Source organism: Pseudomonas sp. DG56-2 (assembly GCF_004803755.1).
Lineage (GTDB): Bacteria > Pseudomonadota > Gammaproteobacteria > Pseudomonadales > Pseudomonadaceae > Aquipseudomonas > Aquipseudomonas auratipiscis.
The window spans coordinates 3,540,262-3,553,878 of record NZ_CP032311.1 but is presented as its reverse complement, the minus strand read 5'-3'; the positions used below and the strand labels follow the sequence as shown (position 1 = coordinate 3,553,878).

Here is a 13,617-nt window from a genome sequence, read left to right as displayed (position 1 = left end):
CTCTCGGACATCAGGTTGGCGACTACCAATACAAATGTCCGCCACGCGACTGACTTGCTACTAGGCAAGCGTCCGCTATGGGTCTATTGCAGCCGTTCACGACAGACCGTTTTCGACCCATTCCGGTATAGGCTCAGATCGAGCGCTGGTTCACGCGGGCAGATAATTGCTCAGCGCTTTCCTTGCGCTCCGAATAGCGATCCACCAGGAATTCCTGACGGTCACGCAGCAGTAAGGTGAACTTCACCAGTTCCTCCATGACATCCACCACACGATCATAGTACGGCGAAGCCTTCATGCGCCCACCGTCGTCAAACTCCAGGTAGGCTTTGGGCACCGAAGACTGGTTCGGTATGGTGAACATTCGCATCCAGCGGCCAAGGACGCGTAACTGGTTGACCACGTTGAACGACTGCGAGCCGCCACACACCTGCATGACCGCCAGGGTCTTGCCTTGGGTGGGGCGAAGGGCCCCCAGTGTGAGGGGGATCCAGTCGATCTGCGCCTTGAATACCGCAGTCATCGCACCATGACGCTCTGGTGAGCACCAAACCTGGCCCTCCGACCACTGCACCAGATCACGCAGTTCCTGCACCTTGGGATGCTCGACAGGTGCATCGTCAGGCAGTGGCAGGCCCGATGGATTGAACGCCCGCGTCTCCGCACCGAAGTGCTCCAGCAGGCGGGCGGCTTCTTCCACCAGCAAGCGACTGAAGGAGCGTTCGCGGGTTGATCCGTACAGCAGCAGAATGCGCGGTTTGTGCTCGCTGGAACGGGTTGCCGCTGGCGGCGCATCGAACAGCGCGAGGTCGAGATTAGGCAGTTGCTCGGACATGTTTACTCCTGCTCAAAGCGTACCGATGCGATCCAGCTCATGCTTGAGCTGCTCGCGTTCGAGGTGGTCGAAAGACAGTGCGAAAAAGGCCTGGCAGCGTGCTTCGATGCGGTCCAGCGTAGCGTGGAATGCAGCGTCGACCGACGCTTCGTCACCCACGACATCGGACGGATCCTCCAGCCCCCAGTGCGACTTCAGTGCAGGGCCGAAATACACCGGGCAAGCTTCACCGGCAGCCTTGTCGCAAACGGTGATGACGATATCAGGAGGGCAACCCTCGAACGCGTCATTGCCCTTGCTATTCAGCCCACCAGTCGAGATGCCGGCATGCTGCAAGGTGGTCAGGCTGCGAGGCAACACTTGGCCTTTGGGAAAACTGCCAGAACTGACGGCTTCAAATCCGTGAGGCGCCAGATGATTGAACATGGCCTCGGAAAGGATGCTGCGGCAGCTGTTGGCCGTGCACATGAACAGAACTCGCATGGGGGCTCCCCCGCTTCGTGGCGGATGTCAGAGGCTCAGGCGCAATGCCAGGGCCGAAAGGGTGATCAACAGAACCGGCAGCGTCAGCAGGATGCCGACCTTGAAGTAGTAACCCCAGGTGATTCGCATGCCTTTGCGCTCCAGCACGTGCAGCCAGAGCAGCGTGGCGAGGCTGCCGATGGGGGTGATTTTCGGGCCGAGGTCGCAACCGATGACGTTGGCGTAGATCATCGCCTCGCGCACCAACCCTTGCGCCTCGCTGGCCTGAATCGACAAGGCGCCGACCAGCACGCTGGGCATGTTGTTCATGACCGAGGACAGCAGTGCTGCGATTAAACCGGTGCCGATGGCGGCACTCCAGATCCCTTGCTGCGCTAGGCGATCGAGCAAGTGGGTGAGCATATCGGTGAGGCCGGCGTTCTTCAGCCCGTAGACCACCAGGTACATGCCGAGAGAGAAAATCACCACCTGCCAAGGTGCCTCGCGCAGCACACGACGAGTCGAAATGCGGTGCCCGCGAGCGGCGACGGCAAAGAGGATCGCCGCACAGGCTGCAGCTACCGCACTGATTGGTATACCTAATGGCTCAAGGGCGAATAGGCCGATCACCAGCACCAGCAGCACCCAGCCACCGACGTTGAAGGTAGCGCGGTCATGAATTGCCTCGCTTGGCATCTTCAGGGCTGCGACCGTGTACTGCCTCGGGATATCACGGCGGAAGAACAGGAAAAGCACCAGCAAGGTAGCAGCCACGCTGACGAGATTCACCGGCACCATCACCGAGGCGTATTCGCTGAAGCCCAGCTTGAAGTAGTCGGCCGAGACAATGTTCACCAGGTTGGAGACGACCAGCGGCAGGCTCGCCGTGTCGGCAATGAAGCCGGCGGCCATGACGAAGGCCAGCGTTGTGGCGGGTGAAAAATGTAGCGCAAGCAGCATCGACATGACGATGGGCGTTAGAATCAGGGCCGCACCATCGTTGGCGAACAGCGCCGACACAGCAGCGCCGAGTAGCACGCAGAAGGCGAACAGGCGGTAGCCGCTGCCGTCTGCCCAACGCGCCACGTGCAGCGCGGCCCACTCGAAGAAACCGGCCTCGTCCAGCAGTAGGCTGATAATGATGACCGCGATGAAGGTGGCGGTGGCGTTCCAGACAATGGCCCACACGGTCGGGATGTCGTGCAGCGAAACGGCACCCATCGCAAGGGCGATGAGGGCACCGAGCGCGGCACTCCAGCCAACGCCAAGCCCCTTCGGTTGCCAGATGACCAGGATGAGAGTGGAAACGAAAACTGCAATGGCGACCAGCATGAAGATCTCGCTAGATGTTGATCAGCAGCAGGCAGCGTCACGGACGGGGCGGCCGTCCATGCTCTTCAGCCGAAGTGAATTATCTGCCAACCACTGTGAGTTTGCCTGCAGGGTAACTTGCAACATTTGATGCACCCAGGCTGGCAGCTCAGGGTTTAGACGGTAATACACCCACTGCCCCTGGCGGCGATCTAACAGCATGCCATTGCTACGCAGCTGTGCGAGGTGGCGGCTTATCTTGGGTTGGCTGTCGTTCAGCGCGCACATCAGTTCGCAGACACATAGTTCACCGAGTCTGGCGATTAGCAGGGTGGCGCGAGCACGGGTCTCATCGGATAGGCTTTTGAACACATCAGGCGGGGTAATCATGAGCGCGCCAATACATATGGAAAATCGAATATACGTATTTCCATATGTGTTATGCAAGCATATTCTGGGCTTATCGTCCGTCATGGGTCGAAAGCAGCCGGTCATCTGACCGCTTTTGGCCGTTTACTGACTTTCAGGGTTACCCGCGACGGACCGCTGGTCAGGTCACTCAAACGTTTCCAGCCCGCAACGCCCTAACTTGAGGCTATGGATCACTGAGGGCACGGATGATGGAATTTGATATGACGGCGTTTAGAGAGAGGATGGCTGCCGGTGAGCCGCTGGTGAAGCAAGCAATGGACGCTCTATGCCAGTATCACGTGGCCCGTGAAGCAATGGCCAGCCAAGAGGAGCTCAAGCGCCTACTGGTCCAAGCTGAGTATCTGTTTCAAGCCGTGAGTGATTTCCAGAATGGAGTGCTTGGCGCAGATGGGGCTACCTGTCACTGAATCGGCTGACCGGCCTGACAACATCCGCCGCTGATCGGTAATTGCCATGGCATGCCTAAGCCCATAGTATACTGTGTTTTTATACAGTGGTGGGCGGCATGCTGTTTCTTATCGTGCGCCGGCGCAATCTCGGCGTTGCCATCCCGACAGACCAACTGCGCAAGCTGCAGCCATTGTCCGGAGACATCCACATCACGGAGTGTCGCGACGATAGCCCTGGGCGCTCGACGATCAGCGCCTGGGTTTTCAAGTCGGGCCCGGGCAAGGATGAAATTCCAAGGCTTCTCGACGTGAAAATCACCGGAATGGCGCAAGGCGGAATGAACCTCTCAGGGATAGAGGAGGTTGATGGCGCCTACTATGCGCAGTCCTGGTGGTGCAGGCCGGAATGAATACTTTCTTCCCTTCGGCCTGGCTGGCAGAACTCGACGACCGATTCTCCCTGATCACCGATCCCGATGGGCGCGCCGAAGTGCTTAGCGAGATGGCCTATGCCGCCAGGCGCCGGCACGAAGTCGACGACAGCGTGCTCTGCGAAATGCTCGAGCTTGTCGATGCCGCCAAACTATGGGCGCTAACTGAGCACGAGGAGGCATCGGCATTTGGCCTTTTTGACAATAAAGAGCGGTATTAGCCTGGAGCGCCTGGGGCTCGAAGGGCTAAACAGTAGATGTGTAGTGCCGCCAAATCTAGACGTAACTCCCTTGTTTTAATTGTTGTGCCTAGATATATGAGCATTATTGAGATTGATTTAATTTTGATAGGGGTCGGCAGAACACCGTAGAGGTAGCGTGTACAGAACGTGAATCACACCAGTTAACAGCGTGTACTTCTGTACGTCTTATGAGAGCCTTTCGATGGTAAGTTCGGTCAGCAGGGCGCTGAAGGAGGGGTGAAAATCAGTTCCAAAACTCAATCAGGGCACCCTTGTAGAATGCGGCTTTCAGGGCTATGGGAAGTTGAAAGTATTGGAACTGAAAAACGGCTCAAGCCCGCAGCGGGCGGGCATCTCTCTATCGGATTGCAAATCCGTCTACGCCGGTTCGATTCCGACCTCGGCCTCCATTATTGAAAGCCCCGCAGATTAACGTCTGCGGGGTTTTTTCATGCCTGCGGATTGTTACGGCCATCTGGGTTTGGGACAAATTTGGGACACCAAAGGAAATTGCGTGTCCCACATGTCCCCGGCAAATTCCGCAGCATGGCCACTTATGAACAGCGTCCAGGCGGCGCATGGCGGGCAAAGATCCGCCGCAAAGAATACCCTCAACTTTCCGGTACCTTCGACACCAAGGCAGAGGCCCAGCGATAGGCGGCCGAGATCGGGGGTGATATGTCGCGGGCAAGATTCGTCGATATGCGCGAGGCGGAAAGCACGACCTTGACCGAAGCGTTGGATACACAACGACCAACCAGCGGCAAGGCAAGGCAGAGCTCACTGGTGAGTTGATGATTCTGAACTGGACCCCCGATGCACTAGGGGGTGTTCTGAAATAAGCCTTGAGATTTTTCAAGCGGGTTGGGGAAGGTTGCGAGCGTCTAGGAGCAGGGTCGAGATGGGTCGAAAGTAGCTCGATAGAAGCGTCCTGCTACGACCTATAGCGAATGGTCAATTGCTTACTCCAAACCATGGGGACAGGCGGGCGCTAATGCGCCAACTCTGCGTTGGTCTGAACAATTACCGTAGACCCTTTCGCGGCTGCACGGTCTGCTCCACCTGCTCCTCAAACCAATTCAACACTGCTTGGCACGCGGGATGAGCAACACCGCTGTCCCGTAGCCACAGGGCATACACACCGCCGGTCTTCAGTGCTTCGCCGAAGGGCACCACTAGATCACCGCGCACGACAGCGTCGTGGGCCAACATGCGGTCGGTCATGGCGATGCCCAGGCCACGGGCAGCGGCGTCCAGCGCCAGATCGTCGAGGTTGAAAAGCAGGTGCTGGTAGCTGTGCGCCGGCAAGTTCTTCTGCGCCTTGAGCCACAAGTTCCATTCGCCGCGTGAAGTGGAACCATGGATCAGTGAGTGCCCGCCCAGTGCCTCGGCCGAGCAGGGTGGGGCGCGTCCGTCGTTTAGCTGCGCAGCGCACACCGGGATTAAGTATTCGTCGAACAGGGGCGTCAGTCGACGATCGTCTAGGCCGCCAGGCAAGTACAAGACATAGGCATCGCAATCGCCGCCTTCATCCACCAGTTCCCCGCTGACGGTCTCGATGGACAGGGTCAGTCCGGGGTTCACCGCATAGAACGAACTCAGCCGCGGCAATAGCCAGCGTACCGCAAGGGATACAAATATCCGGATGCGGAAAGGACGGTCTAAGGGCGCTGGAGCCAGGCGCTGTTCCAGCGTGCGCAGGGACTTGAGCAGGTCCCGCGCCACCTCGTATACCTCGCGACCGTGCTCGGTCAGCGCTACCTTGCGGCTGGTGCGGTCGAACAGCACTGTCTGGTAGTGCTCCTCCAACTGCTGTATCTGTCGGCTGATCGCGCTCTGAGTCAAGTGCAGCTGGCGGGCGGCTTCAGTGAAGTTGCGGGTGTCCGCCACCTGGACCAGCGCCTGCAGCGCTTGCAGCGAGGGCGTGCGAAGGTTTCTATCCATGCAAATTCCGAATAGATGGATGATTTATTAGCGTTAGAAAGCTCGGCATTATGCCCGTAGATTAAAGGAATGCAGCGGGCTACCGAGTACCTTGTCAATCACGCCTGCGCATCGATTGTGAAGGAGTGACTGACAATGAACAACCACTGTGGCTGGATCGCTCTGGCTGGAGAGTCGCCGGTAAAGCCGCGCCTTGAAGGCACGCAACAGGTCGACTGGCTGATCATCGGCGGTGGCATCACCGGCCTCTCGGCGGCCCATACCCTGGCGCGGCGATTTCCGTCGCAACGGGTGGTGCTGCTGGACCGCCAGCGCGTCGCCCAAGGCGCGTCGGCGCGCAATTCCGGGTTTGTGGTCAGCCACGAGTTGCCTGGCGCTGGCGAACTGATCGGCACGGCCGGCTTCGCCGGATATCAGGTTGCGTCGCGCATTGGCGTCGCGGCTGGGGAGGAAGTGCGTCGACGCATCGCCGAGCTGAAGCTGGACTGCGAACTCAGTGACAACGGCTACCACTTCGCGGTGCACGAACCGGCGCACCTGCAGCAAGTCGAGAAGGCGCTGGAAACCCTGGCGTCTGTGGGCGCCCAGGTGCAGTTCTTCGAAGGCGCGCCTCTGCAGCAGCGCCTGGGCACGTCGTTTTATGCCCGCGCCATCCACTGCGCGGGTGGCAACGGGCTGATGCAGCCGGCCCGCTACGTCAAAGGTTTGGCCGACAGCCTGCCGGAACAGGTGGAAATCTTCGAGCACAGCGCCGTCACCGACCTGCGCCGTCGCCCCGACAAAGGCTGGACCGCGAAAACCGAAACTGGCGAAGTGCAGGCCCGGCAGGTGCTGCTGTGTGTGGGCGCATTCCTGCCAAGGGTTGGCCTCAAGCGCAGCGGCACCTTCCCACTAGAACTGAGCGCCAGCATCACCCGTCCGCTTACCGAAGGGCATTGGCAGCAGTTGTTCGACGCGCAGGGTTGGGGCGTGCTGTCCACCTTGCCTGGTGGCTGCACCTTGCGCCTGCTGCCGGAGCGCCGGCTGTTGATCCGCAACACCGTGGAATATCGCCACCGCGACATCGATGCCGCTGGCCTGGCCGTGCGCCAGCGCGAACACCTACTGGGCCTGCAGAAGCGCTTCCCGGGCATCACGGAGCAAGATCTCGAATACACCTGGACTGGACACCTCAGCGGCACCCGTTCCGGCGAGCCGTATTTCGCTCGGGTCGAGGACGGGCTGCATGCCGTGGCGGGGTGCAATGGCTCCGGTGTCGCCCGCGGCACCTTGTGGGGGCGCTTGCTGGTGGATATGGCCATTGGAGCTGACTCGCCCCTACTGGGTGATGTGCTGGGCCAGGCTCGCCCGGGCTACCTGCCGCCACGGCCTTTTTTCGACCTAGGTGCCAGCGTACGCATGGCCTGGGAAGTGCGCCGCGCCCAGGGCGAACGCTGATTTTCCAATTACGTTACAAACAAGAACAAGAGAGCGAATCCATGATCAAGCACACTTGCGTGGCCCTGTTGTCCTCAGCGCTGCTGGCTACAGCAACGCACGCCGAAGAACGGGTCAATATCGCCAACTGGAGCGGCTATATTGCCGATGACACCCTGGCCGAGTTCAGCCGGCGCACTGGCATCCAGACCACCTACGACCTGATCGACAGCAACGAGACCACAGAAGCCAAGCTGATGACCGGCAACAGCGGTTACGACCTGGTGAGCCCCTCGAACCACTTCCTGCCGCGCCTGATCAAGGCGGGGGCCATTGAGGAGCTGGACCGTAGCCAACTGCCCAACTGGCATAACCTTGATCCGAAGCTGATGAAGATCCTGGAGGCCAGCGACCCGGGCAACCGATACGCGATTCCGTACATGTGGGTGACCACCGGCATTGGCTACAACGTGGAGAAGATCAAGGCGATCTTCGGCAGCACCGAGGTGACCCAATCTTGGGACCTGCTGCTCAAGCCAGAAAACATCCAGAAGCTCAGCCGGTGTGGCGTGGCGTTCCTCGACAACCCAACGCAGATCGTTTCCATCACCCTTAAGGCATTGGGCCTGGATCCGCATAGCGAGAACCCTGAAGACCTGAAGAAGGCTGAGGCGACGTTGCTGGCGGTGCGGCCTTACATCAGTTACTTCCACCAATCTAAGTACGTGAGCGACCTGGCCAACGGCAATATCTGCGTGGCCATCGGTTTCAGTGGCGACGTGTTGCAGGCCATGGGCAGTGCCAAACAGGCCGGGAACGGAGTGGATGTGGGCTACAGCATTCCCCATGAAGGTTCGACCGTGGCGGTGGACATGGTAGTGATGCCGAAGGGGGCTCCGCATCGGCAGAATGGGTATGCATACTTGAACTACCTGTTGGAGCCTCAGGTGATCGCTAATATCAGCAATGCAGTGAATTACCCGAATGGAAACGCGGCGTCGCTGGAATACATCAAGCCTGAGTTGCGGGGCAATCCAGCGATCTACCCACCGGAATCGATCCTTGATTCGCTATTCCCGATAAAGACTTTGTCGCCGGCCGGTATGCGCTTGAATACCCGATTGTGGACCAGAGTGACGAGTGGAAAGTGATATCACGGCCATCCGCCGCGAGTGAATGCGGCTCTTTTGAAAAAGAGGCCACATCCCACCTCGTCTACTTCTGACATGAGTCAGCAAGATCGACCTGAAGTTTAAGGACAAGCCTGATGTGGACAGGGTCGACAACCTTATCATCAATGGCGCACTGAGCCGCTTGGGTACAGAGTCGCTGGAGCTGGGGATGGCGGTGCCACAAACCGCTGTTCAGCATTGCCCACGAACTCAATGCGCAATGGAAGCTATTGGGCAGTCTCGGCTGGCAGGACTGGAGCGAGTTCGGCAACATCGGCGTTGGAGTGAATGTCGATGCCCTAGGCGTCAGTCGTACTGCCGATCGCGAATATAAAGACACCGGGCATGCCTCTGTCGGTACGCAGTACCAGATCAATCCGCGCCTGCGCTTGAACTTAGGCCTGGGTTACGACAGTTCTGCGGTGGACGACAAACACCGCACGGTCGACAACCCCATGGGCGAAGCCTGGCGGTTGGCTACCGGGGTCAACTATCAAGTTGACCAGGGCCTTGACGTGCACGCCGAGTACACACGGTCTGGTTTGGCGACATGGACGTGGAGCAAACCAAGGCGCGCTCAGGCACCACGTTGTCTGGCACTTATCGCAATGCCGCCCTGCACATTCTCGGTGCCGCTGCCACGTGGCAGTTCTAATGCTGACGTTCCGTGCTCCGTGACGATTCAGCGCAGAAGGCCTCATGCGTTTTTGTCTACGCCTAAGTCAGAGGGGGGATACGGTGATCACGGAGGAAGCTGAGAAACCTCCAGGCGCGACAGTTCCGTTACTTTTCAATGTTGAAGTGATAGAAAGTGGGCTGAACTGGCCGCCCGAAACTTGCACATTTATTCCCGTAAACGCATCTTTGCCGTTTATGGTTAACTTCGAATATAAACTTCCGTCCTTTCTTAGCATCACGCCATTATAATTCGATCTTGATGTTGAAACGGTCACGGTTGTCACACCCTGACAATGCAAATAGAGTTGGGTTGACGCCTTCGCTCCGTCCAATGCGTTGTCTGCTAGACTTTTATGGTCGATGGTAGTATTTCCTGTAATCTTGCAGTCAACCGTCGCGGTGGCAACTGAAATGCATGGGCCGAAATAGCCAATGCCGCCTGCGATGTTGACGCCGGTACGGGCAGAACCAAATCCGACGCAAAGGTCATTGCTGGCGGATTCACTAGGAACTAGAATAGATCCGCTAAAGGGTATACTGAAACCTTGACCTTGGAGGTCTGAAAGAAGTTGGCCCAAATTAGACGAGCCTCGGCGGATGGGGAAACGCCATTCGTAATCCTTTCCTACAGAAAGCATCGATCCAGGTAGCCTCAAACCTAAGAAAATGTGACAAGTAGTCAATTGTAGATCGCTCGATACGCAAGGGCTATAGCCAGTGTCGCCAGTTGTCCAATTTCTTACTTCGAAATAATAACGTACCCCGCCTGATTCATATTTGCTATTTGTTGTGGTGATACTGTAGGCCCGTGCTAGGGGCGCTGCTCCAATCAACAGCAGCGATGCTACGATGGTGCCTAGCGCAGATACGAAAGATTTGTTCATTGAGAGTACTCGTAACTTAAAGCGAAGGTGTGAGGCGCGTCAAAATCAGCTAACCCCATCGCGTGCTCAGCAAGAGTTTCCGGCTGCACTTGCAGGTAAGCATTGAAGCTGAGCAGGTTGTCACCGCTATTCAGAACGCTCATGCGGTGGGTTTTTGTTTAAAGGTAGGGCGGTGCCGCTCGTTGTTTTCAGGGCTACAAACATGCCCTGTACTGTGGCGCTTTAGAGCACCAGAAGCCCCGATGGACCGTTGCTTTCCCACCTGGCTGGGGGTAAGTTAAAACTAGTGTATGGGCGAGTGCAGCAAATCACCCTAGGAAATCTCCTAAGGCTCGTAAGAAGTTTCCTATAAACGCCTTTCAACAGCCGGTTATCGTGCTTGAACTCTGTCGGGCCTCTTTTCGCAAGCAGTGTGATCATGCCCTCTGCTTAACAGCCATCAATCTTGTTGAAGGCATTGCAGGTAATTGGTTGGAGCCTACCGCACCAAGCTAGGGCGCACCCTACATGAATCTATTCGAAACTCAATGCCATGGTTAATGATGTATCAAGGTCACTTAGCCCGATGGAGCGATGAGCTATCGCCTGGGACCGCTTTGTAAGGCGCGCTTGTGACCTCTGGGAAAATTCCTACAGATCGTTCGGAAGGATCCTAGATATTGGTGCGGACAGGGCGACTACCATTCCTGATCATCCTTGCAGGTCTAATATTTTGAAAGATAAATTCTTCCATAAGGTTCTAGTGTTTATTGTGCTCGGGTTTATGTCGAATGTCACTTGTGCTATCTCGATTGTGTCGACTGGGAGCCAATACGAAGTTGGGGGGAGGCGATTTTTTTTTACGGTTACTGCTTGGGAAGGTGGTGATAAGATATGTAACGATTTAACATTTAGTACATGTGGCGTTAGTATAGTGGGGGCGCAATATAAGGGTTCGGGAAATTGGGAAGATGTAGTGTACAGTTCTGATTACAACTGGCAGCATCTCAAGCCAAATGCTTCGATGGCAGAGGTCCGTAAGCAGTTGGAAGCAAGGGGCGGTTTTTCAATTCCACTTCAAGGGAGCCTATTTGTTCCGAAAGATAGGAAGATCTCCAAAAGTTTCTGTATTACTTTTGCCGAGTCAAAATATCAACCGGGAGGTATATCTTTTGTAGTGCCTACGGGGCCATGCGCTCCTGTAATATTGCCAGCGTTGGTTTGCGATATACAGGGGAATCCAATAATAAATCATGGTGATATAAGTGATGCCAAGGTTGAAGGGAATGAAGCATGGACTCATATGTATATAACCTGCACTGGTCCTTCTAGTGTGAATGTCGCTATCGGTGGTAATGACAAAGCAGTGGTGAAACTTAGAGGTGATGAGGGATTGTACTCAAAAATAACAATTAATAACCAAGATGGCGCAGAAGGAGTTAATATTCCAGCGTCAGAAAATCCTGCAAAGCCGATCCTCGTCAAGTCGACGCTGTTTACCACAGCAGGGAGTGCTCGGCCTGGTGCTTTTTCCGGATTTTCTGTGCTCACGGTCTCTCCGCCCTAATCCGTTTCGGTGCAATTATTTACCAAGCTGCACGGCAGCCATTTTGCCAAACTTTCGCAGCCTACGGCAGTGGTATTAAGTTTCCTAATTGCGTTGCCAACTATTTGACAAGGTAGCAATTTTAGAAGTTAATCCCGTTTCGGCGGCTACACTTTATCTGTCTACGCCGGTTCGATTCCGACTTCGTCCTTTGTGATTGAAAGTCCCGCAGACTAACCTCTCCGGGGTTTTTAGTTTTGTGCGGATAGATATGTAGCGATTGATCAAGTTCGTAAGACGGACGTACGGCCATGTTGCATTCGCGATGCCGGTCCCGCACTTCCTTCAGGGCCACCTTGTCTTTTGGTCACGTTCATTTGCGCCGAGGCGAGTGCGCTTGCTTGTAGGTTGTCTGGAGGGCATTCCTTTACCGCGTGATCGGCCAACCCCACGAAAGCACATGGGTTCATTGCTATCAATATTGCGATATTTTCGGGTGGGTTTTCTTCCCAGAAGTGGAATACGGTTCCGGCCACTTGGCGACCTGTGTACTCACACTGCAGGATGTTATTTTCAAGCTGGGTGATTTGGTGGTCGAATCCTCTTTTCATTGGGTTTTCACCGAAGTAGGTACGTGGGATTACCACATGGCTTTCGAGTAACTTGCGCAACCCTCCATTGCGCCCAGACTCCCACTCATCCCATTCCGCCTGGTCTCTTAGGCGTCGGTACATTTCGTACTCTTACAGGCTGGAGCCATCTTGGAGGGCGGCCGCAGCCTGTATCGGATTGGGCGTCATTCCCAGACCGCCGCCGGTCTTGAATCTCAACGCGTTTACCCAGTTGTTGAAGGCCGCCCTGGCGCTTGGAGGAATGCCGCCATCGGGTGGGCGACCATTGTTTGCGAGGGCATTGAGGTTGGCCATTAAGCTCGCTGAGCCGTCATTGCCAGCCACTCGCGGCCAGGCAATCAGCATATCTTTCTGAAAGAGTATCTCTCCAAATTTGTCTCCAGCGGCCTCGCGATTGCCAGTGGAAGCATCAAAGTACGCACCTCGAGCTTCTTCGATCTGTAGCTCGAACTGCGCTATCTGCTGACCCAGCTCGGCATATTGCTCGACGGCCTTGTGCACGTTGAAGGGTATGTAATCTTCGGCCGCAGGTTTCCCGATCCAGATAACGTCTTGCCCATTGGCATTTGCAGACATCAACACAGCAGAGAGGGTCAAATAACAAGAGCGCTTGTGCCAGGTTGTGATCCCTAACCATCCATCTTTGAATACGCCGGATACGTAAGCGCATCTACAAAACCCGTGACCTGGCCAGCGCCGGGTTAAAAAGAACTGCTTATGGGTAATTACTCGTAACTGAGGGCGAAGGTCAGGGCCGCTGCGAATTCACCCTCGCCGAGCGTGCGACTGGCTAATACCTCAGGTTCGCCTTGCAGATAAGCATTGAAATTGAGCGTGGTGTTTCCACTGGTCAACTCGCCCATCGAGTGGGTCTGGTTTAACGGCAGGGCAGTGCCAGTCGTCGTCTCCAGCCCGACCATCAGGCCCTTCACCGTGGCGCTTTGCAGCACCAAAAAGCCCGGTGGTTCGCTGCTTTCATCACCGCTGAAAGTGATTTTTACGCTGTGATTGCCGACGTCAAGATCGCAATTTTTCAGACGCAGCTTGATGGGGAGACCTTTGGTTCTGCCGTTAAGGTAAAGTTCCTTATTCACCACGTTGTTAAAGTCCAGTTTGATTAAGTTGTCCTCCTCGGCCAGTACGCAAGGCTCGTTCACCAACGTGCCGGAGAAGTACAGGTTGTCTTCTGCCGCATATACTGGCGGCCACCACAAGCTGGCGGCTAACCAACCGATCAGGGTCACGGCCCACTTGCCCATAGGTC

15 protein-coding genes and 2 pseudogenes are annotated in these 13,617 nt (G+C 56.2%); 8 read left to right on the top strand and 9 right to left on the bottom strand.

Annotation, left to right across the window (positions count from 1 at the left end; translation table 11 throughout):
* Positions 1 to 133: 133 nt before the first annotated feature.
* From arsH to D3Z90_RS15910, 4 genes are read right to left on the bottom strand one after another with little or no spacing between them, the layout of a single operon-like run.
* Positions 134 to 835: an arsenical resistance protein ArsH gene (gene arsH, locus D3Z90_RS15925; protein ID WP_136476978.1), complete on the bottom strand. Its 702-nt coding sequence runs from the start codon at positions 833 to 835 to the stop codon at positions 134 to 136.
* A 12-nt stretch (positions 836 to 847) separates the two neighbouring features.
* Positions 848 to 1,318 (bottom strand): arsenate reductase ArsC, encoded by a 471-nt coding sequence (locus tag D3Z90_RS15920; RefSeq protein WP_136476977.1) that lies wholly within the window; start codon positions 1,316 to 1,318, stop codon positions 848 to 850.
* Between the two features lie 27 nt (positions 1,319 to 1,345).
* Entirely contained in the window at positions 1,346 to 2,629 is a 1,284-nt protein-coding gene (locus tag D3Z90_RS15915; RefSeq protein ID WP_136476976.1) for an arsenic transporter, read from the bottom strand.
* Positions 2,630 to 2,650: 21 nt separating this feature from the next.
* Positions 2,651 to 2,998 carry a metalloregulator ArsR/SmtB family transcription factor gene (locus tag D3Z90_RS15910; RefSeq protein WP_136476975.1) on the bottom strand — a complete coding sequence of 116 codons (348 nt, stop codon included), beginning with the start codon at positions 2,996 to 2,998 and terminating at the stop codon, positions 2,651 to 2,653.
* A 227-nt stretch (positions 2,999 to 3,225) separates the two neighbouring features.
* On the opposite strand from D3Z90_RS15910, the gene D3Z90_RS15905 reads away from it, so the two are divergent.
* The 4 genes and pseudogenes from D3Z90_RS15905 to D3Z90_RS27230 all read left to right on the top strand — a co-directional run.
* Positions 3,226 to 3,447, top strand: coding sequence for a hypothetical protein (locus D3Z90_RS15905; RefSeq protein ID WP_256658226.1), 222 nt, complete (start codon positions 3,226 to 3,228; stop codon positions 3,445 to 3,447).
* A 98-nt stretch (positions 3,448 to 3,545) separates the two neighbouring features.
* Entirely contained in the window at positions 3,546 to 3,839 is a 294-nt protein-coding gene (locus D3Z90_RS15900; RefSeq protein WP_136476974.1) for a hypothetical protein, read from the top strand.
* Entirely contained in the window at positions 3,836 to 4,081 is a 246-nt protein-coding gene (locus D3Z90_RS15895) for a hypothetical protein (RefSeq protein WP_136476973.1), read from the top strand. The genes D3Z90_RS15900 and D3Z90_RS15895 overlap by 4 nt, the downstream gene beginning before the upstream one ends.
* 567 nt (positions 4,082 to 4,648) lie before the next feature.
* A pseudogene (locus D3Z90_RS27230) lies at positions 4,649 to 4,846 on the top strand (site-specific integrase); the annotation flags it as partial.
* A gap of 279 nt (positions 4,847 to 5,125) precedes the next feature.
* On the opposite strand, the gene D3Z90_RS15880 reads toward D3Z90_RS27230, so the two are convergent.
* Positions 5,126 to 6,046, bottom strand: coding sequence for a LysR family transcriptional regulator (locus D3Z90_RS15880; RefSeq protein WP_136476972.1), 921 nt, complete (start codon positions 6,044 to 6,046; stop codon positions 5,126 to 5,128).
* Between the two features lie 135 nt (positions 6,047 to 6,181).
* Between D3Z90_RS15880 and D3Z90_RS15875 the strand changes: the two genes are divergently transcribed.
* From D3Z90_RS15875 to D3Z90_RS15865, 3 genes and pseudogenes are all read left to right on the top strand, one after another.
* A complete protein-coding gene (locus D3Z90_RS15875; protein ID WP_136476971.1) occupies positions 6,182 to 7,483 on the top strand; it encodes an FAD-binding oxidoreductase in 1,302 nt (433 codons plus the stop codon).
* A 41-nt stretch (positions 7,484 to 7,524) separates the two neighbouring features.
* Entirely contained in the window at positions 7,525 to 8,613 is a 1,089-nt protein-coding gene (locus D3Z90_RS15870) for a polyamine ABC transporter substrate-binding protein (RefSeq protein WP_136476970.1), read from the top strand.
* 82 nt (positions 8,614 to 8,695) lie between these two features.
* Positions 8,696 to 9,289 (top strand): annotated as a pseudogene (locus tag D3Z90_RS15865) (OmpP1/FadL family transporter); the annotation flags it as partial.
* Between the two features lie 67 nt (positions 9,290 to 9,356).
* Here the strand turns inward: D3Z90_RS15865 and D3Z90_RS15860 are convergent.
* Complete coding sequence (locus D3Z90_RS15860) at positions 9,357 to 10,196, bottom strand: hypothetical protein (RefSeq protein WP_136476969.1); 840 nt, start codon at positions 10,194 to 10,196, stop codon at positions 9,357 to 9,359.
* The gene (locus D3Z90_RS26945; protein WP_218571401.1) at positions 10,193 to 10,339 is read right to left on the bottom strand and encodes a hypothetical protein; all 147 of its coding nucleotides are present in this window, start codon (positions 10,337 to 10,339) and stop codon (positions 10,193 to 10,195) included. Before D3Z90_RS26945 ends, D3Z90_RS15860 begins: the two co-directional genes overlap by 4 nt.
* A gap of 569 nt (positions 10,340 to 10,908) precedes the next feature.
* On the opposite strand from D3Z90_RS26945, the gene D3Z90_RS15855 reads away from it, so the two are divergent.
* Positions 10,909 to 11,742 carry a hypothetical protein gene (locus D3Z90_RS15855; RefSeq protein WP_136476968.1) on the top strand — a complete coding sequence of 278 codons (834 nt, stop codon included), beginning with the start codon at positions 10,909 to 10,911 and terminating at the stop codon, positions 11,740 to 11,742.
* A 722-nt stretch (positions 11,743 to 12,464) separates the two neighbouring features.
* Here D3Z90_RS15855 and D3Z90_RS15850 read toward each other — a convergent pair.
* Positions 12,465 to 12,929, bottom strand: a complete 465-nt coding sequence (locus D3Z90_RS15850; protein ID WP_136476967.1) for a hypothetical protein — start codon at positions 12,927 to 12,929, stop codon at positions 12,465 to 12,467.
* A 149-nt stretch (positions 12,930 to 13,078) separates the two neighbouring features.
* Positions 13,079 to 13,612 (bottom strand): fimbrial protein, encoded by a 534-nt coding sequence (locus tag D3Z90_RS15845; protein WP_136476966.1) that lies wholly within the window; start codon positions 13,610 to 13,612, stop codon positions 13,079 to 13,081.
* Between the last annotated feature and the right edge of the window lie 5 nt (positions 13,613 to 13,617).

Bases quoted from the DNA above. Each gene is read 5' to 3' on its own strand.
- D3Z90_RS15860 (WP_136476969.1), bottom strand. From the start codon at position 10,196: ATGAACAAATCTTTCGTATCTGCGCTAGGCACCATCGTAGCATCGCTG.
- D3Z90_RS15910 (WP_136476975.1), bottom strand. From the start codon at position 2,998: ATGATTACCCCGCCTGATGTGTTCAAAAGCCTATCCGATGAGACCCGT.
- D3Z90_RS15895 (WP_136476973.1), top strand. From the start codon at position 3,836: ATGAATACTTTCTTCCCTTCGGCCTGGCTGGCAGAACTCGACGACCGA.
- D3Z90_RS15875 (WP_136476971.1), top strand. From the start codon at position 6,182: ATGAACAACCACTGTGGCTGGATCGCTCTGGCTGGAGAGTCGCCGGTA.
- arsH (WP_136476978.1), bottom strand. From the start codon at position 835: ATGTCCGAGCAACTGCCTAATCTCGACCTCGCGCTGTTCGATGCGCCG.
- D3Z90_RS15920 (WP_136476977.1), bottom strand. From the start codon at position 1,318: ATGCGAGTTCTGTTCATGTGCACGGCCAACAGCTGCCGCAGCATCCTT.
- D3Z90_RS26945 (WP_218571401.1), bottom strand. From the start codon at position 10,339: ATGAGCGTTCTGAATAGCGGTGACAACCTGCTCAGCTTCAATGCTTAC.
- D3Z90_RS15850 (WP_136476967.1), bottom strand. From the start codon at position 12,929: ATGTCTGCAAATGCCAATGGGCAAGACGTTATCTGGATCGGGAAACCT.
- D3Z90_RS15870 (WP_136476970.1), top strand. From the start codon at position 7,525: ATGATCAAGCACACTTGCGTGGCCCTGTTGTCCTCAGCGCTGCTGGCT.
- D3Z90_RS15915 (WP_136476976.1), bottom strand. From the start codon at position 2,629: ATGCTGGTCGCCATTGCAGTTTTCGTTTCCACTCTCATCCTGGTCATC.
- D3Z90_RS15845 (WP_136476966.1), bottom strand. From the start codon at position 13,612: ATGGGCAAGTGGGCCGTGACCCTGATCGGTTGGTTAGCCGCCAGCTTG.
- D3Z90_RS15900 (WP_136476974.1), top strand. From the start codon at position 3,546: ATGCTGTTTCTTATCGTGCGCCGGCGCAATCTCGGCGTTGCCATCCCG.
- D3Z90_RS15880 (WP_136476972.1), bottom strand. From the start codon at position 6,046: ATGGATAGAAACCTTCGCACGCCCTCGCTGCAAGCGCTGCAGGCGCTG.
- D3Z90_RS15905 (WP_256658226.1), top strand. From the start codon at position 3,226: ATGATGGAATTTGATATGACGGCGTTTAGAGAGAGGATGGCTGCCGGT.